The organism is Paenibacillus sp. J22FR5, from assembly GCF_059691975.1.
The window spans coordinates 62,952-82,907 of record NZ_JCAUAN010000012.1; the positions used below are offsets into that span (position 1 = coordinate 62,952).

The window sequence follows — 19,956 nt, forward strand, 5'->3', positions numbered from 1 at the left end:
GATCTCATGAGTGAAGCAATCCCAGTTGTTGAACTTCGCAACATTACAAAACGATTTCCAGGCATCGTCGCGAATGATGCTATTAGCTTGAAGCTGAGAAAAGGTGAAATTCATGCCTTGCTTGGCGAGAATGGTGCAGGTAAATCAACACTGATGAACATTTTGTTCGGTCTATATCAGCCGGATGAAGGCAATATCCATGTACAAGGCAAGGAAGTGTTTATTGATAGTCCGAATCGAGCGATTGAGCTCGGCATCGGGATGGTGCATCAGCATTTCAAGCTGGTACAACCCTTTACCGTTACGGAAAACATCATTTTGGGGATGGAACCCAAACGTGGCATGAACGTCGACATCAAGACAGCGCAAGATAAAGTACGCAAGTTATCGGAGCAATACGGTTTGCGCGTGGATCCAAAAGCCAAAATCGAAGATATTTCAGTCGGTATGCAGCAGCGTGTCGAAATATTGAAAACGCTGTATCGCGGCGCCGATATTCTAATTTTTGATGAGCCTACAGCTGTACTAACGCCGCAAGAGATTAGTGAATTGATGGTCATTATGCGTAACCTTGTGAAAGAGGGCAAGTCCATCATTCTCATTACACATAAGCTGAAAGAAATTATGGAGATCGCCGATACAGTAACGATTATTCGTCGCGGTAAAGTGATTGATTCCTTGGCATGCCTAACAGCGAATCCACAAATTCTGGCCGAGAAAATGGTCGGACGCGATGTCTCTTTTAAAGTGACCAAGGATGCAGTAAAGCTTGGAGAGTCTGTTCTCCAGGTACGAGATTTGATGGTGCGAAATCAACAAGGCTTAGCTTCGCTCAAAGGACTTAACTTCGAGGTGAAAGCCGGGGAAATCCTCGGTATCGCGGGTGTAGATGGCAACGGTCAGAGTGAATTGATCGAAGCGTTGACGGGCTTGCGTGGCGTGGATAGCGGAAGCGTCCTGCTCATGGGTAATGATATTACGAATCACACTCCGCGAGAAATTTCAGAAGCAGGATTATCGCATATTCCGGAGGATCGCCATAAACACGGACTTGTGCTTGATTTTACAATGAGTGAAAATATGGTGCTCGAAACGTATTTCCACCCTGCCTACAACAAAGGCGGCTTCTTGAACTATGAGGCCATCGATCGTCATGCAGAAGCGTTGATTAAACAGTTCGATGTGCGCACACCGAGTATTTACAACAAGGCACGTTCCTTGTCAGGCGGTAATCAACAAAAGGCGATTATTGCGAGGGAAATACATAAGAATCCAAATCTTCTTATTGCGGCGCAGCCGACTCGCGGTTTGGATGTTGGTGCGATTGAATTCGTTCATCGGATGCTGATTGAGCAGCGGAATAAAGGGAAGGCCGTTCTGTTGATTTCTTTTGAGCTGGATGAAATTATGAATGTTTCGGATCGGATTGCCGTTATCTACGAAGGACAAATTGTGGGAGAAGTGATACCGCAGGATACGAACGATCAGGAGATCGGTCTGCTGATGGCAGGAAGTAAGAGCACCCAGAAAGGAGCCCTTCATGAATAAATTTGTTCGCATTTTTACAAGTGAATCAGCCGTAAATCCCCTTGTGGCGATTGTGCTGGGGCTGCTATTCGGAGCGCTCGTCATGCTGGCTGGCGGATACAATCCGATTGCTGCGTATGGGTCACTTTTCTCTCGTATTTTGGGGAGTTCGTATGATATCGGGGAGTCGATTCGGGCGATTACGCCACTTATTTTAACCGGTTTATCCGTCGCGTTCGCTTTCCGTACAGGGTTGTTCAATATTGGTGCTGAAGGACAGTTCGTGATGGGGATGACGGGGGCTACTTTTATTGGTGTCAAAATACACAGCCTACCGTGGATCATTCATGCTCCACTTGCGGTCATTGTCGGCGCTTTAGTTGGCGGACTTTGGGGTGCAATTGCAGGCTATTTGAAGGCGAAGCGCGGCGTTAACGAAGTAATTACCACGATCATGTTGAACTGGATTTCGTTGTTCCTGTCCAACTATATCATTAACACCTTCCTACTTGAGCCCAAGCAGCAGCGTTCTTATATGATTCAAGACTCAGCCTCTCTGAGTATCGGTTGGTTGTCCGATGCGATGAATCACGCAAGGCTCCACTGGGGAACCTTGATTGCCATTCTGGCAGCAGTGGTTTTCTACTTGATTCTTTGGAAAACGAAGCAAGGCTACGAGCTGCGTGCGGTTGGACATAATATCGATGCGGCCAAATATGCGGGAATGAACGTAAATAAGAACATCATCAAGGCGATGTTTATCTCCGGGGTTTTTGCTGGACTTGCTGGTGTGTTCGAGGTTCTCGGCGTATTCCATTATCAGGTTGTTGCTGCAGGCATGCCGGGGTATGGGTTTGACGGTATCGCGGTATCCTTGCTTGGGGCCAACAATCCGGTAGGGGTCGTGCTGGGTGCAGTCCTTTTCGGTGGATTATCTTATGGTTCTGCGGGGATGAGCTTTGGTGCGGATGTGCCGCCAGAAATTATCCGTATTGTCATCGGCTCGGTGATTTTCTTCGTGGCTACCCAAGGTATTGTTAAATGGGTGCTAATCCCGTTCTATGGCAAGCGCAAGAAAGAGAGGGCATCGTAACATGGACTTTCTCAGCATGCTAAATGCGTTTTTCACGAAATTCAGTGAACTTATTAATACAACGCTGGTGTATTCCACAGCGCTTATCTTCGGGGCTTTGGGTGGTATTTACTCAGAGCGCTCCGGGATTGTCAACATCGGTATCGAGGGTCTAATGGTTTCCGGCGCATTCGCTTCGGCCGTTGGCGCTTACTATGCAGAAGAAGCGAATATGGGCATCTGGTCTCCGTGGATTGGGCTCTTGTGCGCGCTGCTGTTCGCCCTGATCTTCGCCTTAATTCATGCGGTTGCGACGATTACGTTCAAAGCGAATCAGGTTATCAGCGGCGTCGTCATCAACTTCTTGGCAGCTGGTGTAACTTTGTACTTGGTGAAAGTATTGTTCAATGGTGCAGGTCAAACGGAAACCCTGAATGATGTATTCTCCAAATGGGAAATCCCGCTGCTTTCCAAAATCCCGTATATTGGCTATGCGCTCTTCACGGCGTATCCAACGACGTATATCGCGTTAATATTAGTTTGCATAACGTGGTACGTGTTGTTCAAAACACCGTTCGGCCTGCGCCTGCGTGCCGTGGGTGAGCATCCGAGCGCCGCGGATACGGTCGGGATTAAAGTGAAACGCGTCCGCTATTTGGCTGTTTTGATCAGCGGTTTGTTCGGCGGCCTTGGCGGGGCGACGATTACGTTGACGACAACAAGTGCGTTCTCGCATAACACGATCTCCGGTCAGGGCTTTATTGCGATGGCTGCGATGATTTTTGGCAAATGGCATCCATTTGGCGCGCTCGGCGCCGCGGTCTTCTTCGGAATGGCACAAGCGCTCAACAACTTCATGCGGTTGTTCGATTTCTCCAAAAACATTCCGCAAGAATTCCTCTACATGCTGCCGTACGTTCTGACAATCCTTGTATTGGCAGGGGCCGTAGGCCGCGCGAAAGCACCATCTGCACTGGGTGAGCCGTACGATCCAGGCAAAAGATAGAACGGAACAGAGAGAATGCATAGGGTCAAATGAATAACCCCGAAAGCATCGGGACAGTCACTCCATTGGGGTGACTGTCCCTTTTTTTGTTTTCTTACATGGATGAGGAGAAAAGTCTGTTCGCTGTGCAGGGATATTTTGGTAGTTATTGAATTGTTAAGAGGGGACTAGGGCGATTGATCTTTATTATTAAATGTAACGATGTTCTGATTATTAAAACAAACGGTTATCAAGCGGATGTCGTTGTGAAAATCCGAAAGATACCAGGTCGCACATGGGTGAAGGATAAAGTGGAATGGCATGTTCCATATAATGAGAAGACCCTTCAATTGCTGTACGAATTGTTTGGATTTGAACACATTCATTTCGATAACGCATTACGACAAGAAGAAGCTCTTATTTGAAAATGGTTTCCTTACGACGCTGCAACAGCTAAAGTCATACGTGATCGCTTGGTCCAATTGACGAATTTGATGACCCTTAAAGGTTTCAGTTCAAAAACCAAAAAGGCTTACGAAGGTCATGTCAGACGGTTCTGCCAAGCTCATGCTGAAGTGTATGTACACTTAAAAGCCAATGATGTAGAAACATACCTCTTACATATATTTGAACAGGAGCGATCCCATTCATATATTAATCAGGTCATGAGTGCTTTAAAGATTTTCCTCGGAAACGTATGTGGGCAGTCCGACCTTATCATGAATTTACCACGGCCTAAAAAAGAAAAAAAGCTTCCAACTGTATTATCCGTTGATGAAGTACTGCGTATTTTGGCTGCGTTACCTAACTTGAAGCATAAAACGATTCTGATGCTGACGTATTCATCGGGCTTACGAATCGGAGAAGTGGTCCGGCTAAAATTGCATGATCTGGACAGTGAACGATTCCTCGTCCATATTCGGCAAGGAAAAGGGAGAAAAGACAGAGTAACCGTATTGTCGCGAGCGGCTAACGAGATGATTTGCTTGTATATGAATAAGGAGCGTCCGTATGACTGGCTTTTCCCTGGTGCAGACCGTGAGCGACACATCACAGAAAGGAGCATCCAACGAATATTTGAACGCGCTCGTGATGCAGCAGGTATTCGCAAACCGGCAACCGTGCACACCCTCAGGCATTCTTTCGCAACTCACTTGCTTGAAGGCGGTACCGATCTACGTTACATTCAAGAGCTGCTTGGTCACGAAAGTGTGAAAACCACACAAATCTATACCCATGTCAGTACGAAAGACGCTCGTCGCGTAATGAGTCCTTTGGATCGCATTCTACCGAGTAGTGGGAAGAACGCCCACAACGCAGATCCCTCAACAAATGGACTATAAAACGACAGGTGTCGCAGATTTTACGTTATGTGAAATTCCTGAGAGAATTAAACTAATAGAAATCAGGTGAAACGATGATTAACCTAAAGGAATATAAAGATAGAAAGGAAATAACAAATTTACTAGCTGAATGTATGTATCCTGATGAAGAACGAGTAATTCAAGAATATGAGCGATATAAGAATGATAAGTCAAGAAAATTGCTGGGAAGAATTGAAAATCATGAATTAGTCGGGCTTATCGGAATTATTTATCAAACAGATGACGAAATTGAATTAAAACATATAGCAATAAAATCTAACAATAGAAGGCAAGGATTAGGAAAGAAATTAATAATTGAATTTATGGAAGAGAATTATATAAGAAGAATGGAAGCCGAAACCGATAAGGATGCAGTAAATTTTTATAGAAAGATCGGATTTAACATAACAAGTTTAGGAGAGAAGTATCCTGGAGTAGAACGATTTAAATGCATATTAAAAAAGGACTGATTTTGAAAGTATATTCAGGAAGTCAGGAACTTCACATAACACCGTATCTACGCTGCGGCCTGACGGCCTTGGTCTGCTAGAGGAATTTTCGGGGAAGCGGATTCAGCAGACAACCCTGCACCACCCAACCGCATCGCGGCCGGACCTAACGGTCCTTAGGGTGGTGAGGGTTCGTAGATACAACAACGTTATGTGAAACCAGTGCAAAGCTAGAAAGGGACGAGCTAGATGATTATATTAAGACTTACCCAAACGCTGTTGAAGGACATGAAGGTCAATTCGGAAGATGTTAATGATGAACTAACTTTATTGAGTTGGCATGTTAACATTTATAAACTCAATAACCGAAAGCACATTGTATTTATTAATGACTTATCTCGTTTGTGTGTAATTATAGATGGAATTAGAACGGGACAATTATCTATGTTGAAAGAAAAGTTTCTAACAACACTCATAGAATATCTACTAAGTGAAGGTGTTAAAAAGGATAAAATAGATAGGTATATTCAAGAAGGATCGGAATTTTTGATTGCTAGAACGAACAATAGAAGTGTTTTAGGTACGATGAAAGAAGCAACATTTTTTACTGAAGATGATTTTAAAGATAACATTGAACGACTAAAATGGCTTAATAAGTTGATTCATAAACCGATAAATTATCAAACACCGATTCAGGTGTTTAAAGAGGCTGTTGAGAGGAATTAATAGAAGAGCTTGAATGTGTATTCGAGAAGGCACTGGCATCACATAACACCGTATTCACGCTTTGGGGCTGACGCCCCTCGGTCTGCCAGAAGTATTTTCGGGGAAGTGGAATCAGGCAGACAACCCTGCAAGGCTAAGTGGCGGAGCCACCCGACTCTAACGCGCCTTAAGCCTTTCGGGTTCGTGAATACAACAACGTTATATGACATCCCAACAAGAAATGAAGGGAGAGAGTAGCTTATGCCGATGGTTCATGACAATGTAATCTTATCGTATGAGGTTGATTTACAAAATGACCAAATAATAATACGTACAAAATATGATAGTACAAGACTAGTAGAAGAAACAGATATTGTTTTTACTGATGTATTCAATCATATGTTTGAACAAGAATTAAAAGGTAGCATTATTCTTGATATTTATGAATCTGAAATTAGCCATTTTATTAAAGGAAATGTAGATCTATTAGAAAGAGGTAAAAATTATGGATGGCCAATGATGTTTCAATCTATTGATGAAATTGAAAGAAAATTAATTGAAGAAGGATACAGATATATTGTTTTAATGTCATCGTATGGAATGAATGGCTGGGTATTAGCAAAGAATTTTGAAATTATAACACGAACAATAAAGGAATGAGATCGATAGCTGTTGCTTCGAAGGCTGTGACATCATATAACACCGTATTCACGCTGCGGAGCCTAACGGCTCCTTGGTCTGCCCGAGGGAATTCGAAGAAGTGGAATCAGGCAGACAACCCTGCACTGGCTAAGTCCGTCGGACCCGGCAGCTACGTTGCCTTAAGCCAGTGAGAGTTCGTGAATACAACAACGTTATCGGAAATTACCTAAAGAGATTAATCAAATATAGTAACAATTCAGGAGAAGAAATATGATCAATTCTGGCATTAGAAGGCCAGTCGGAGATCATAGTCGTATTCAGAAAATGATTGTGAATGCGGATGAAATTATTACCGTAAGAGATGGACATAAACTTATAGGATTTTTAAGGGCTCTTACTGATTATTCTTATTCCTGCTATATTGCTGTCGACAAAGATTATCAAGGGCTAGGAATTGGTAAAGAGCTAATAAGAATACTAAGGGAAAAGTTAGGGGAGGAAGAAATACAATATATATTAACATCGGCTCCGAAGGCAGAAGGGTTTTATGAGAAGATCGGATTTGAAAGAGCGGATAAGGCATTTGTAATAAAGCGTAAGAAAAATTGATTATATTGAAAACTATTGAAGGATAACTCGAAGAGGTCTGCGACATCATCTAACACCGTGTTCCCACTACGGGGCATACGCCCCTTGGTCTGCAAGAGGAATTTCGGGGATGATTAATCAGCAGACACACCCTCACCGATTAACCGCGTCGCGGCCGCCCTTAAAGGGCTTAAGTCGGTGAGGCGACGTGAATACAACAACGTTATTGAAAGAACCAATTATAAAATTTTTTAAATGATAATTCCTTTCTTCGACAAAGTTTTGCACAAAACATCTGCCATTATGTTGTAGCCGAGGACATTTGGATGAAGCGAGTCGTCCGACAATTCCGATCGCAACGTTTTACCGTCCGAACTCACGAGATTGGCATGATAGTCAACATAGATAACTCCTTCATAATCTGTCATATGCTTAAGAGCTTGGTTTGAAAATGCAAGTAGTTCATTGCGAGCACCTGTGCTATGGTTGGGACAACGAATTAACGGTTCAAAGGCAAAGCAAGGAATATCTTTGCCTGTAGGCAGGTTCGAACCGACAACCGGCATTATGCCGCTGTTCTTGGACATTCGAACCATTGACGTAATATTGCTTAAAATTTCATAATTGATCTGTTCGGGTGTTCTTCGTTCGTGCATGTCTACAGCATCAAGTCTCCAAGTATTGTTCGTTCCCCCTAAAATATGCACATATTTGGGCTTTAATTGAATAACATCAGCTGGAAAACGTCGAAGCATAATCGGTGTAATATCTCCTGAAATCCCGCGGTTAATATTGAATTTACTAGATAGACCGAAATAGACTTGTAAATCCCAAAATTGTGTGATGGATTCACCTATGAAAACAAAATGAACTGGGATATGATTAAAGAGTATTTGTTCGTTATAACCGTCATAAGCGCTACGTAAACGATCAGCGGCTGCATTGAATGAAAAGTTGCCTGGCCTGATGATAGGTACTCTTTGTCTAGCGGACAAAAAACCCCCTACTTTCCGAATAATTATTTCAATTATGTATATAAGAAATTCCTGCTTAAAAGAACAGGAATGATAGAGATTAAGACAAAACATTTAGATTTTTGGCGGTAAAATGAGACTAGGGCCAGATCAGCATGCAGAAGGTGCTGATCTGGCCCTATTTATGCTAAGGCGTCAAGAATTGGCTTGACGCTAACTTTGCTCAAAATCAAAGCGATTTGATCTGATTCCGATATTCGCTTGGTGAGACACCGTACCACCGCCGGAACTGCTTGGAGAAGTACAGCGGATCATAGAAGCCGACGGACGCCGCGATCTGCTCGATGGTGAGCTCCAAACGTTCCCGCAGCAGCAAACGTGCTTTATCCACACGCAGCTTGAGCAGGAACGTGACCGGCGTCACCTTGGTGTGCCGCTTGAACATGCGCGATAAATAAGCGCGATTATAGCCCAAGCTTTCGGCCATCATTTCGATCGTGATGGGCTCCGCGTACTGTGTGGACAAGTAATGGATGGCCTGCTGCACGATAAGGTCGCTCTCGGCGTCCGTGACCATCCCTGTTACCACGGGAGCGGATAGGGCTTCGCAGTACTCGCCGAGCAGTAAGCTGAGGTATCCGGTCGCTTTTAGCTGCGCGTTTGATTTTTTGGCTTTGAGCGCCTGCTGAATCTGGCGGCAAAGCACGGGAATATGCCGATTACGCGCGATATGAATAATGGGGCTTCCGGGCGTTAGTCCTGTTGCTTCGATAAGCTTCGCTGCCTGCGCACCGGTGAATGCGATCCAGCAATAATGCCACGGATCCGTCTCATCTGAGACATAACTGATCAGCTGCTCAGGCTCAATGACGAAGCTGTCGCCAGCGGCAAGCGTATATTCTTCTCCATGTGAGGAGAATACGCCGCGACCCGATATGACATAATGGATTAAGTAGTAGTCGTAGACCTTCGGGCCTAGACGATGCTCGGGCTTGGTCTGGCTTTCCCCTGCGAATAACACCGTGAAGTCGCTCTCCCCAGCAGGGAGGGGGTTCGATACAACGTAATAGCTATATGGCTTATCCATGACGATTCCTCATCTCCGATCGAAGGCTGTTCGTTCCTTCCACTGTATCATAGAACTCATATGAAGAGGAATCTGAAAATCACATTTTTCCATGTGGAAATAACATGCCTCCATAGCCAATCCCTGATGCATCTCTTATACTTAAGCTATAAACTTACTTCAACCTTATTTCTCATGAAAACCAAACGAACCTAACAAAACCTCTAAAGGCGGTGCCACTCATGGCAGATTTGCAAGCTCTTAAAGACACGTTTATTGAAATTTACGGAGAAACGGCAGCGAAGATTTCAGCATTCCACGCTCCTGGTCGGGTGAATTTGATCGGCGAGCACACGGATTACAACGGCGGTTATGTATTCCCAGCAGCTTTGACGTTCGGAACGACCTTGATCATTCGTCCGAGACAAGATCGTGTGATTGGCTTTGCGTCTACCAATTTGGCACTGCGCAAACAAATTTCCATAGATGACTTGTCCTACCAAGAAGAGGATGATTGGATTAATTATCCGAAAGGGATTTTCGTTCACTTAGCGAAAGCAGGCTTCCCAGTAACGCAAGGGTATGATCTCTTGTTCCACGGCGAAATTCCGAATGGCGCAGGACTCTCATCCTCCGCTTCCATCGAGGTTGTTACAGCTTTTAGCTTGCTCACACTAGAAAATTATCCGATCGATACAGTCAAAATCGCGCTGCTAGCACAAGAAACAGAGAACCAATTCGTTGGCGTAAATTGCGGTATTATGGACCAATTCGCGGTAGCAAATGGTAAGAAGGACAACGCGATCCTGTTGATGTGCGATACGCTTGAGTATCGTCATGTTCCTTTTCAAAGCGGCAGCTACAAGCTCGTAATCGGCAACACGAACAAACGCAGAGGTCTCGTCGACTCCGCTTACAATGAACGCAGAAGCCAATGTGAGCAGGCTGTTACTTACCTACAAAAGCAATTCCCTAACATCACGCTGCTGGGTCAACTGAACCTTGCGCAGTTTAACGAATATAAGCATCTGATCCCGGACGAAACGGTTCGTCGCAGAGCGGAGCATGTTGTGGAAGAGATTGATCGGGTTTTGAAATCCATCGAGGTACTTGAGAAGAATGACCTTGAATCCTTCGGTAAGCTGATGATCGGATCCCACGATTCCCTTCGTGACCTGTATGAAGTAACAGGCTTGGAGCTGGATACGATGGTAGCAGCAGCGTTGAAAGTGCCAGGTGTGCTTGGGGCGCGGATGACGGGCGCAGGCTTCGGTGGTTGTACGGTTTCCTTGGTGCATGAAGACAGCGTTCAAACGTTCATCGAGCAAGTAGGCGCAGAGTATACGGAAATTACAGGGCTTACACCAAGCTTCTATGTCTGTGATATTGGCAACGGTGTAGAGCAACTTGAGGAGGCGTTGTAAATGGCAATTCTAGTCACAGGCGGGGCTGGTTATATCGGATCGCATGCGGTAGCAGAGCTATTGGCGAAAGGCGAGGAAGTCGTGATCGTCGACAACCTGCAACAAGGTCACAAAGACGCGGTGCTTGGCGGTAAACTGTACGTTGGCGATCTGCGCGACGGGGAATTCATGGATACGGTGTTTACTGAAAATAATATCGATGCGATCATTCATTTTGCAGCGAATTCACTTGTTGGCGAGAGTATGACGAATCCAGCGAAATACTACCACAATAACGTGTACGGAACGCTGTGTTTACTTGAAAAAATGACGCAATACGGCGTGAAGCGCATCGTATTCTCCTCGACGGCTGCTACGTATGGCGAGCCTGAGAACATTCCGATCCTCGAAAGCGATCGTACCCTGCCTACAAATACGTACGGCGAGACGAAGCTGGCGATGGAGAAAATGATGAAATGGTTCGACACGGCTCATGGGATCAAATATGTGTCGCTTCGCTACTTTAATGCAGCTGGCGCGCATGCAGGCGGCCAAATCGGTGAAGATCACAGTCCGGAAACGCATCTGATTCCGATTATTTTGCAGGTAGCGTTGGGTCAAAGAGCGCACATCTCGATTTTCGGCGAGGATTATGCGACAGAAGACGGCACATGCGTGCGTGACTACATTCACGTCAGCGATCTAGCGAGCGCACACGTGCTAGCGGTAGAGAAGCTGCGCGGCGGTTCGGAAAGTAACATCTACAACCTTGGCAATGGCACAGGTTTCTCCGTGAAGCAAGTGATCGATATCGCGCGCAAAGTAACAGGCCATGCAATTCCTGCAGTCGCCCAGCCTCGTAGAGCGGGCGACCCGGCAACGCTAATTGCCTCCTCAGAGCGTGCAAGAGCGGAACTTGGTTGGAAACCGGCGCTGGATTCCTTGGAAGCGATCATCGAGAGCGCGTGGAACTGGCATCAGAAGCACCCGAAGGGGTACGCGGCGGAAGTGAACGTTTAATACCTAGAGCTTTTGCTTGAGATAGATAGGCAGCACCGAGTGGACAGAGAAAGTACGGACAGAGAGACAGATAGATAAGTCGGATAGACAGATAGATACAAGATACAGATACCAGATACAGGATAGAGGCATGTTCGTTAGAAAGGGAAGTGGCACTATGGAACGCACACGACAAACGCCGCAGTCTGCAGCGTTAACGATAGAAAGGCTCCTGCAATTCGCCACCCAAAATGGGTTGATCGAACAGCTGGATGTCTATACCTCGCGCAATGCTTTGCTGGATTTGTTCGGTTTGGCTGAGCCTTTCCAAGGGGAAGTACCTTCGGAGAAGTTGAGCAGTCCGGTTGGCTTGCTAGAAGAGCTGCTGGATGCAGCTTGGGAAGCAGGTCTCCTGGAAGAAAACACGACAACGTACCGTGACTTGCTGGACGCACGCATCATGGGGCTGATGATGCCCCGTCCTTCCGAAGTCGTACGCCAATTCTGGACGCTGGCAAAGACGAAGAATGTCGAAGCGGCAACGGATTACTTTTACAAGCAATCGATCGATTCCAACTACATTCGGATGGACCGTATTCAGAAAAATGCCTACTGGTTAGCCGAAACCGCCTATGGCGATTTGGAAATCACGATCAACCTCTCTAAGCCGGAGAAGGATCCGAAGGAAATTGCGCTGCTCAAAACGCTGCCACAAACCAGCTACCCGCTATGTCTACTCTGCGTAGACAATTTGGGCTATGCCGGCCGTTTGAATCACCCGGCAAGACAGAATCTGCGCGTAATCCCGCTTGAGTTGGATAACGAGAAGTGGTTCCTGCAGTATTCACCTTACGTGTATTATAACGAGCACAGCATCATCTTCCATGAGAAGCATATTCCGATGAAAACAACGGCAAATACGTTCTACCGTTTGCTGGACTTCATCGAACAGTTCCCGCACTACTTCATCGGGTCGAATGCGGACCTGCCGATCGTAGGGGGTTCCATCCTGAATCACGATCATTTCCAAGGGGGCCGTCACAAGTTCCCGATGGAAAAAGCGCCTAGTGAGAAGGTATTCTCACATGCGGATTATGCAGGCGTGAAGGCCGCTATTGTGAAGTGGCCGATGTCGGTACTGCGCCTGAGCGGGCACAACAAGCAACAGCTGTATAAGCTGGCGAGCAAGCTGCTCGAAGACTGGCGTGCTTATAGTGATGCGGAAGCGGAGGTCCTCGCGTTCAGCGAGAAGGACGGACAGCCCATCCCGCATAACACGATCACACCGATCGCCCGCAACAATGCGCGGGGCGAGTACGAGCTTGATCTGGTGCTGCGGAACAACCGTACCAGTGAGGCGCATCCGGATGGGATTTTCCATCCGCATCAGCACTTGCACCACATCAAGAAGGAGAACATCGGCTTGATTGAGGTCATGGGGCTGGCGGTGCTGCCAGGCCGCCTGCAAGAGGAGCTGGCGGACATCGCCAAGCTGCTCACCGGCGAAGCCGAGGTCGGCCGCGAGCTGAGCGCCGAGGGACATCCTCTGCATAAGCATGCGGATTGGATCGCGGCGCTGCTCGCGAAGCATGGCGCGTCGTTGACGGCTGACGCGGCGAATGCTGTGCTGCAGACCGAGGTCGGCAGCAAGTTCATGGACGTCCTGCTTGACGCAGGCGTCTTCAAGCGTGACGAAGCCGGGCAAGCGGCGTTCGGACGGTTTTTGGCTGCGGTGGGCTTTGCGCAGCAAGCATAGATGTAGGATCCCTGGTCAGGTAGATGACCAGGGATTTTTTTGTGCGCAGATACCGCCCCACACGCCGACAGGAGCTGCAACAGTTCCTCTACAATTTTGCTCACCGCTTAAGAGGGCTTTCCCTCATTCCTCCGATGACATAATTTAGAAATATCTTTTATTCATAATGAGGGTGTGAACAAGAAACCTAGATCGAATATCGATCCCAAAGGAGAATGAAACGGATGATGAAAAAGTTAATTGTAATGACGGCTCTGGTGTCAATGCTTTCGGTGAGTGCGGTGCCGGCTTTTGCGGCTACGAGTGGGACTATGAAGGCGAAGCTTGCTTTGGACGACGTAAAAGGCCATTGGGCACAGGACGCAATCGATGCGCTGATCGATAAGGGGATTTTGCAAGGGGAGGATGATCATCATTTTAATCCGGACAAATCTGTGTCACGTGAGGCATTTGCAGCGATGGTGGCGCGTACGTTCCATTTAAAAAACACGTCAACAGTACAGGATTTTAACGATGTCGGGCCTAAACGCTGGTCGTTCGATGTGATCGAGGCCACGAAGGATTACTTTGATCGTTTCAAAGATCTAAATGGGGGCTACAACTTCGTTCCGCTACTAGGTGCGAAGCGGGAGGACGTGACCGTGACCTTGGTTAAGGTGCTGATGAAGCAGGATCCAACGATCGTTCTCATGGATGCAGCAGCGGCGGACACGTTACTCACCACCACATTCACGGATACAGCTTCGATTCCTGATGTATTGCGCCCTTATGTAGCTACCGCGGTTCAGCATAACCTGATCCAAGGTGACGATCAGCACAGATTCCATCCCAATGCCACGCTAACACGGGCTGAGGCAGCTACACTCCTCTACCGCCTCCTCAAAAACAATGTAATCGTTGATGTCCAAACAGACCCGACGACAGGTAGCGGCAGCACGGTAACAGGAAACACGTACGGAACGAATTAACCGAATTTAAATCATGGAGCGGCATGAGGTACCGAGAGGTAGCTGTGCTGCTTTTTTCATTTTACCCCATTATGTAGGATGAAATTGGCAAATAGCATCTTGACAGGACGAGGAGGCGTATCTAAACTATTAATTAGCCGACTAACTAAAAAAGGAGATGATTCTTTGCGCCACTCTAATCCAGAATCTCTGACACATATGATGCATCATTTGCTGAAAATGCACCGTCATACGATTGATCAAATCATTCATCCCTACGATGTTTACCCGGGTCAGCCGCCATTGCTGCTGGCTTTGTCCGTAGAGGATGGTCTCAGCCATAGCGAGCTTGCCTCGCGTATTCATAATAAAAGGGCGACATTGAGCGTGATGGTTGACCGCATGGAGAAAACAGGCCTCGTCGAACGCCGGCCAGACCCCGATGATCAGCGCGTTACTCGTGTCTATTTGACCGAGAAAGGCAAGGAAGTCACCGTTCATGTCAAGGAAGCGATTAAGGCAACGGATGAGATGACCTTTTCGCATTTTTTACCGGAAGAAATCCTCTTGTTTCGACGCCTTCTGCTTCAAATGCAGGATAATCTCCGCCAAAAAGGTGAATAAAATTTGTTAGCCGACAAACAAAAGAAGGGAAATCCTATCATGTGGAAATTACGCTCATTTGTTAAACCTTATTGGTTCATAACGCTGCTTGCTCCCTTGCTGATGGTGATGGAGGTGTGCATGGATTTATCGCAGCCTCGCCTCATGGCGACCATTGTGAATCATGGCGTTGTCGAGGGGAATCTCGCATTGGTGTGGTCGACCGGCCTACATATGCTTGGCGTCGCATTGATCGGTCTTGTCGGTGGCGTGGGCTGTACCTTTTTCACGGTAAAAGCCGCGCAAGGCTTTGGGGCAGACCTACGGCTAAGCGTATTCGAAAAGGTGCAATCCTTGTCGTTCCGACAATTGGATACCTTCTCGACCGGGTCGCTGATTACCCGATTGACTGGCGATGTCATGCAAATGCTGAACATCCTGCAAATTCTACTGCGCCAATTTACGCGTGAAGCATCCCTACTCATTGGCAGTATCATCATGGCCGTAGTCATTTCGCCACGACTTTCCTTGATTTTGCTGGCCGTGGTCCCGATTCAATTCGTCATTCTGTATGTGCTGATGAAGCGTTCGACGCCATTATTTCGTTTGATGCAAGCGAGAGTGGATCGCGTGAATACCGTTATGCAGGAGAGTACGTCAGGCATTCGTGTGATCAAAGCTTTCGTTCGCGCCGCGTTTGAGCGGACCCGTTTTGGTAAAGCGAACACCGATTTGCTGGACGCCAGTCTTAGCTCTGCTCGCGCATTGGCTACAAGCGGGCCGCTGATGACGTTGATTTTGAACGTGAGCATTGTTGCAGTGCTCTGGTTCGGCGGCGCACAAACGTGGAGCGGTTCGATGGCCATTGGCGATTTGGCCGCCTTTATCATCTATATTAGTCAAGTGTTGTTTTCACTGGTTTCGATAAGTAATACACTGATGAACATTTCTCGTGCCCAGGTTTCAGCTGAGCGTATTCGTGAAGTGCTCGATACGAAGCTGGATAGTAATGAACCTATGCAGGAAAAGCAGGTAGAACAGCTGACACTGGTGGAAAAATCATCATCCTCGGCAGGTTGCGAGCTGGAATTCGATCATGTCTCGTTCGTCTATGAGTCGGCGCCAGATCAGCCTATCCTAACGGATATTTCGTTCAAGGCGCTGCCTGGTCAAACGATTGGTATTCTCGGAGCGACAGGCTCCGGTAAATCCACGCTCGTGAGTTTGATACCACGGCTCTATGATGCAACAAGCGGGCATATTCGCCTGAATGGCGTCGATGTGAAAGAACTGCCCGTCGAGCAACTGAGAAGTCAGATCGGGATCGTGCTGCAGCAGTCTATTCTATTTAGCGGCACGATTCGCGACAACATTCTATTCGGCAAACCGGGAGCAACTGATGCTGAAATTGAGGCTGTCGCCAAAGCAGCGGAAGCGGATGGCTTCATTCGCCAGCTGCCAGAGGGCTACTCAGCGAAACTGGGACAGCGCGGTGTGAATTTGTCCGGTGGTCAAAAGCAGCGAATAGCAATTGCCCGGGCTTTGCTTTTGCGGTCTCCGTTACTCGTGCTAGATGACAGTACCAGCGCGATTGATCTCGGCACAGAAAAGCGTATCCAGCGCTCCCTGCGAGATTTGATGGCTGGCAGTACCTGCATCGTTATCGCGCAGCGCGTCTCATCGGTCCTGCACGCGGATCAAATTCTTGTGCTGGATGAGGGCCGCATTGCCGCACAAGGGACCCATGAGGAGCTGCTGGCATCAAGCGCCATTTATCAAGATATTTACCGCTCCCAGCAAGGAAAGGAGGCTGCCGTTCATGGCTAGAAAGCAGACGCAGTCACGCAAGCCACGCGCCAAAAACATCGGCGAAACGCTCCATCGCATGTGGGGATACCTTCGGCGTCGGCGTGCCGGCCTAATCACGGTTACCGTCCTTACGGTTCTAGGCAGCGGTCTCGCTCTGCTCGGGCCATATTTAATTGGCGTGGCCATTGACCATTACATCCCACGGGATCGGAGCGGGTTGCTTGGACTCTGTCTCCTTTTGCTAGGCTGTTACTTGTTCAGCGGCGCTGCATCTTGGATTCAATCTTACATGATGGCTGGCGTCGCCCAGCGGACGGTTTGGGAAATGAGACAGGATTTATTTCGCCATCTACACAAGCTGCCAATTAGTTATTTTGACAAGACCTCCCACGGGGAGCTCATGAGCCGCACGACCAATGACGTCGATAACGTAGCCACTACCCTCAGTCAAAATTTAACGCAGATCATCACGAGTATCATAATGATAGTCGGGTCTTTGATCATGATGATTACATTAAATATAAGGCTGACGCTGATCGCGTTGGTTACCGTTCCCATCGTTCTCTTCACAACGAAGCAAATTACGAAACATACACAGCGCTTGTTCAAAGAGCAGCAGCAGCGGCTCGGAGAGCTGAATGGCTTAATTGAAGAGACGATTTCTGGGCAAAAGGTGGTCAAAACGTTCCGTCGCGAAGCCGCCGCCGTCGATCAGCTCGCTGCTATCAATAAGCAGCTTCGTGCAGCAGGCACTGGCGCTCAGCAGCTTTCGGGCATGATGGGGCCGAGCATGAATATGATCAATCATTTTAGCTTCATTTTGCTGGCTGCTATTGGGGGTTGGATGGTGTTGAAGGGATGGACGATGGTTGGCGTTATCATTAGTTTCTTGAACTATTCCAAACAGTTTAGCCGACCGATCAACGATCTCGCCAATCAGTATAATATGATTCAATCCGGGATTGCAGGGGCGGAGCGAGTTTTTGAAGTGATGGATAATGAGACGGAATACGATTCAAGCAGGGGGTCCGTACAGTTGTCGGATGTAAAAGGCGAAGTCGTTTTCCAAAACGTATCCTTCGGTTACACCGACGATGTACCTACGCTTAATGAGATTTCGTTCGCCGCAGAGCCTGGCGATTTGATCGCCCTAGTGGGTCCAACGGGCGCTGGCAAAACGACGATCATCAATCTTCTGACTCGTTTCTACGATGTCGAAGAGGGAAGCATCACGATCGATGGTCTCGATATTCGAGACATGGAAAAAGACAGTCTGCGCAGCCAACTTGGCATTGTGCTGCAGGATGTGTACCTATTCTCGGACTCGATCCGAGAAAATATCCGTTTCGGCCGTCTGGATGCGACGGACGAAGAAGTCGAAGCCGCCGCGAAGCTGGCGAACGCGGACGGGTTCATTCGCAAGCTGCCCCATGGCTATGACGCCAAGTTGACTGCCGGAGGCGGCAACCTGAGTCAGGGCCAAAGGCAGCTGCTCACGATCGCGCGGGCGATTCTCGCCGACCCCGCGATTCTCGTGCTCGACGAGGCGACGAGCTCTGTCGACACGCGAACGGAACTGCACATCCAGCAGGCGATGGGCGTTCTGATGAAAGGGCGCACGAGCTTCGTGATCGCCCACCGGCTCAGCACGATCCGCGAAGCGAGTGCGATTCTGGTCATCCACGGCGGCGAGATCGTGGAACGAGGCACGCACGAGGAGCTGCTGGCGCTTCGGGGGCATTATTATGATTTGTATGCGAACCAATTCAGTCAGGCTAGTTCACTTTGAGGGATGGCTTCCGTTTCACTCCGACTGCATTGCAAGAAGGGAGTTTCCGATTGATGGGAACTCCCTTTTCTCATTATACCTTCGGCGAGTAACAGACCCCCACCAGCCAATTCACAGCAGATTTTTAGCAAAAATAGTCAAGGGTTTAGCAAGGATGGCAGGGGGATGATACCACAGATGGAAAGAGATACCTAAATTTAGTAAACTAAATGTACAAGGTACAAGTAACGATGAGATCAGCAGGGGGAGTGAACATGGATAGCTTTAACGCATTGGTTGTGGAGCGAATACAGGAACAGTTTTCTTTGAAAATAAAAGAGCTTCGCATTGAGGATTTACCTGCTGGGGACATCACGATCCGCGTCGCTTACTCCGGGATTAACTACAAAGACGCGATGGCCTGCAGCCCATCGGGGCGGGTCGTGCGCCAATTCCCGATGGTGCCGGGCATTGATTTGGCCGGCACGGTGGTGGCCTCGACAGACCCCCGCTATCGTGAGGGGGATGAGGTGCTCGTGACCAGCTACGAGCTGGGCACAGGGCATTTCGGCGGATTCAGCGCGTATGCGCGTGTCCCCGCCGATTGGGTCGTGCCACTCCCGCAGGGACTGACGCATCGCGAAGCGATGATCCTCGGCACGGCGGGATTTACGGCAGCGCTGTCCATTCACCGCATGGAGGAGAATGGGCTGCGCCAAGGACAAGGACCCGTGCTCGTTCGCGGGGCAACGGGTGGTGTAGGGAGCAGCAGCGTCTCGATGCTCGCCGCCCTCGGCTATGAGGTCGAAGCGAGCACAGGGAAGTCCGCTGACCATGCGTATTTACTTGAGCTTGGCGCAACACGCGTGTTGTCTCGGGAGGAGCTCACTCCTTCGGAAAGCAAGCCAATTAGCAAAGAGTATTGGGCTGGCGCGGTTGATCCTGTCGGGGGCCCGTCGCTCGCTTATGTGCTCAGTCGCATGAAATACGGCGCCTCCGTGGCGCTGAGCGGATTGACGGGCGGCGCGGATTTTGCGGCGACGGTGTACCCTTTTATCCTGCGAGGGGTGAATGTACTCGGGATTGATTCGGTCTATTGCCCTACAGCTGTTCGAAAACTGCTCTGGGAGCGGATCGCGAAGGCATGGAGGCCTAAGAAATTGGAGCAGACGGTGTATAAAGAAGTCACCCTAGAGGGTGTTGCTGAGGCAGCGCAGTTGGTGTTGGAAGGCAAAGTTAGAGGCAGGGTACTGGTTCGACTTTAACAGGAAGGTCTAGTACATCCATTCATTTTGGAAT

At 48.2% G+C, this 19,956-nt stretch carries 20 protein-coding genes; 18 read left to right on the top strand and 2 right to left on the bottom strand.

Going from position 1 to position 19,956, the window contains the following annotated elements; translation table 11 throughout:
• Positions 1-6 precede the first annotated feature (6 nt).
• The 10 genes from AC58P7_RS17075 to AC58P7_RS17120 all read left to right on the top strand — a co-directional run bounded on the left by AC58P7_RS17075 (position 7) and on the right by AC58P7_RS17120 (position 7,353).
• Positions 7-1,548, top strand: coding sequence for an ABC transporter ATP-binding protein (locus tag AC58P7_RS17075; protein ID WP_497344865.1), 1,542 nt, complete (start codon positions 7-9; stop codon positions 1,546-1,548).
• A complete protein-coding gene (locus AC58P7_RS17080; protein ID WP_497344867.1) occupies positions 1,541-2,620 on the top strand; it encodes an ABC transporter permease in 1,080 nt (359 codons plus the stop codon). Before AC58P7_RS17075 ends, AC58P7_RS17080 begins: the two co-directional genes overlap by 8 nt.
• A 1-nt stretch (position 2,621) precedes the next feature.
• Entirely contained in the window at positions 2,622-3,605 is a 984-nt protein-coding gene (locus AC58P7_RS17085) for an ABC transporter permease (RefSeq protein WP_497344869.1), read from the top strand.
• Between the two features lie 176 nt (positions 3,606-3,781).
• Positions 3,782-4,009, top strand: a complete 228-nt coding sequence (locus tag AC58P7_RS17090; protein ID WP_497344870.1) for a hypothetical protein — start codon at positions 3,782-3,784, stop codon at positions 4,007-4,009.
• A gap of 69 nt (positions 4,010-4,078) precedes the next feature.
• On the top strand, positions 4,079-4,927 hold the full coding sequence (gene xerA / locus AC58P7_RS17095) for a site-specific tyrosine recombinase/integron integrase (protein WP_497345017.1): 849 nt from the start codon (positions 4,079-4,081) through the stop codon (positions 4,925-4,927).
• Positions 4,928-5,001: 74 nt separating this feature from the next.
• Positions 5,002-5,418, top strand: a complete 417-nt coding sequence (locus AC58P7_RS17100; protein WP_497344872.1) for a GNAT family N-acetyltransferase — start codon at positions 5,002-5,004, stop codon at positions 5,416-5,418.
• A gap of 228 nt (positions 5,419-5,646) precedes the next feature.
• Positions 5,647-6,123 carry a DUF6933 domain-containing protein gene (locus tag AC58P7_RS17105; RefSeq protein ID WP_497344874.1) on the top strand — a complete coding sequence of 159 codons (477 nt, stop codon included), beginning with the start codon at positions 5,647-5,649 and terminating at the stop codon, positions 6,121-6,123.
• Positions 6,124-6,363: 240 nt separating this feature from the next.
• A complete protein-coding gene (locus tag AC58P7_RS17110) occupies positions 6,364-6,762 on the top strand; it encodes a hypothetical protein (protein WP_497344876.1) in 399 nt (132 codons plus the stop codon).
• Positions 6,759-6,935: a hypothetical protein gene (locus AC58P7_RS17115; RefSeq protein ID WP_497344878.1), complete on the top strand. Its 177-nt coding sequence runs from the start codon at positions 6,759-6,761 to the stop codon at positions 6,933-6,935. The genes AC58P7_RS17110 and AC58P7_RS17115 overlap by 4 nt, the downstream gene beginning before the upstream one ends.
• Positions 6,936-7,014: 79 nt before the next feature.
• Complete coding sequence (locus AC58P7_RS17120) at positions 7,015-7,353, top strand: GNAT family N-acetyltransferase (protein WP_497344880.1); 339 nt, start codon at positions 7,015-7,017, stop codon at positions 7,351-7,353.
• Positions 7,354-7,583: 230 nt separating this feature from the next.
• On the opposite strand, the gene AC58P7_RS17125 is transcribed toward AC58P7_RS17120, so the two are convergent.
• A complete protein-coding gene (locus tag AC58P7_RS17125) occupies positions 7,584-8,327 on the bottom strand; it encodes a GDSL-type esterase/lipase family protein (RefSeq protein WP_497344882.1) in 744 nt (247 codons plus the stop codon).
• Between the two features lie 208 nt (positions 8,328-8,535).
• Positions 8,536-9,393, bottom strand: coding sequence for an AraC family transcriptional regulator (locus AC58P7_RS17130; RefSeq protein WP_497344884.1), 858 nt, complete (start codon positions 9,391-9,393; stop codon positions 8,536-8,538).
• 221 nt (positions 9,394-9,614) lie between these two features.
• Between AC58P7_RS17130 and AC58P7_RS17135 the strand changes: the two genes are divergently transcribed.
• The 8 genes from AC58P7_RS17135 to AC58P7_RS17170 all read left to right on the top strand — a co-directional run bounded on the left by AC58P7_RS17135 (position 9,615) and on the right by AC58P7_RS17170 (position 19,922).
• On the top strand, positions 9,615-10,796 hold the full coding sequence (locus AC58P7_RS17135) for a galactokinase (protein WP_497344886.1): 1,182 nt from the start codon (positions 9,615-9,617) through the stop codon (positions 10,794-10,796).
• On the top strand, positions 10,797-11,795 hold the full coding sequence (gene galE, locus AC58P7_RS17140; RefSeq protein ID WP_497344888.1) for a UDP-glucose 4-epimerase GalE: 999 nt from the start codon (positions 10,797-10,799) through the stop codon (positions 11,793-11,795).
• A 157-nt stretch (positions 11,796-11,952) separates the two neighbouring features.
• Entirely contained in the window at positions 11,953-13,530 is a 1,578-nt protein-coding gene (locus AC58P7_RS17145) for a UDP-glucose--hexose-1-phosphate uridylyltransferase (protein ID WP_497344890.1), read from the top strand.
• Positions 13,531-13,754: 224 nt separating this feature from the next.
• Complete coding sequence (locus AC58P7_RS17150) at positions 13,755-14,498, top strand: S-layer homology domain-containing protein (RefSeq protein WP_497344892.1); 744 nt, start codon at positions 13,755-13,757, stop codon at positions 14,496-14,498.
• A 78-nt stretch (positions 14,499-14,576) separates the two neighbouring features.
• The gene (locus AC58P7_RS17155; protein WP_497344894.1) at positions 14,577-15,101 is read left to right on the top strand and encodes a MarR family winged helix-turn-helix transcriptional regulator; all 525 of its coding nucleotides are present in this window, start codon (positions 14,577-14,579) and stop codon (positions 15,099-15,101) included.
• A 39-nt stretch (positions 15,102-15,140) separates the two neighbouring features.
• Positions 15,141-16,907 carry an ABC transporter ATP-binding protein gene (locus tag AC58P7_RS17160; RefSeq protein WP_497344896.1) on the top strand — a complete coding sequence of 589 codons (1,767 nt, stop codon included), beginning with the start codon at positions 15,141-15,143 and terminating at the stop codon, positions 16,905-16,907.
• Complete coding sequence (locus tag AC58P7_RS17165; RefSeq protein ID WP_497344898.1) at positions 16,900-18,678, top strand: ABC transporter ATP-binding protein; 1,779 nt, start codon at positions 16,900-16,902, stop codon at positions 18,676-18,678. Before AC58P7_RS17160 ends, AC58P7_RS17165 begins: the two co-directional genes overlap by 8 nt.
• Before the next feature lie 254 nt (positions 18,679-18,932).
• Positions 18,933-19,922: an acrylyl-CoA reductase family protein gene (locus tag AC58P7_RS17170; RefSeq protein ID WP_497344900.1), complete on the top strand. Its 990-nt coding sequence runs from the start codon at positions 18,933-18,935 to the stop codon at positions 19,920-19,922.
• The last annotated feature ends 34 nt before the right edge of the window (positions 19,923-19,956 follow it).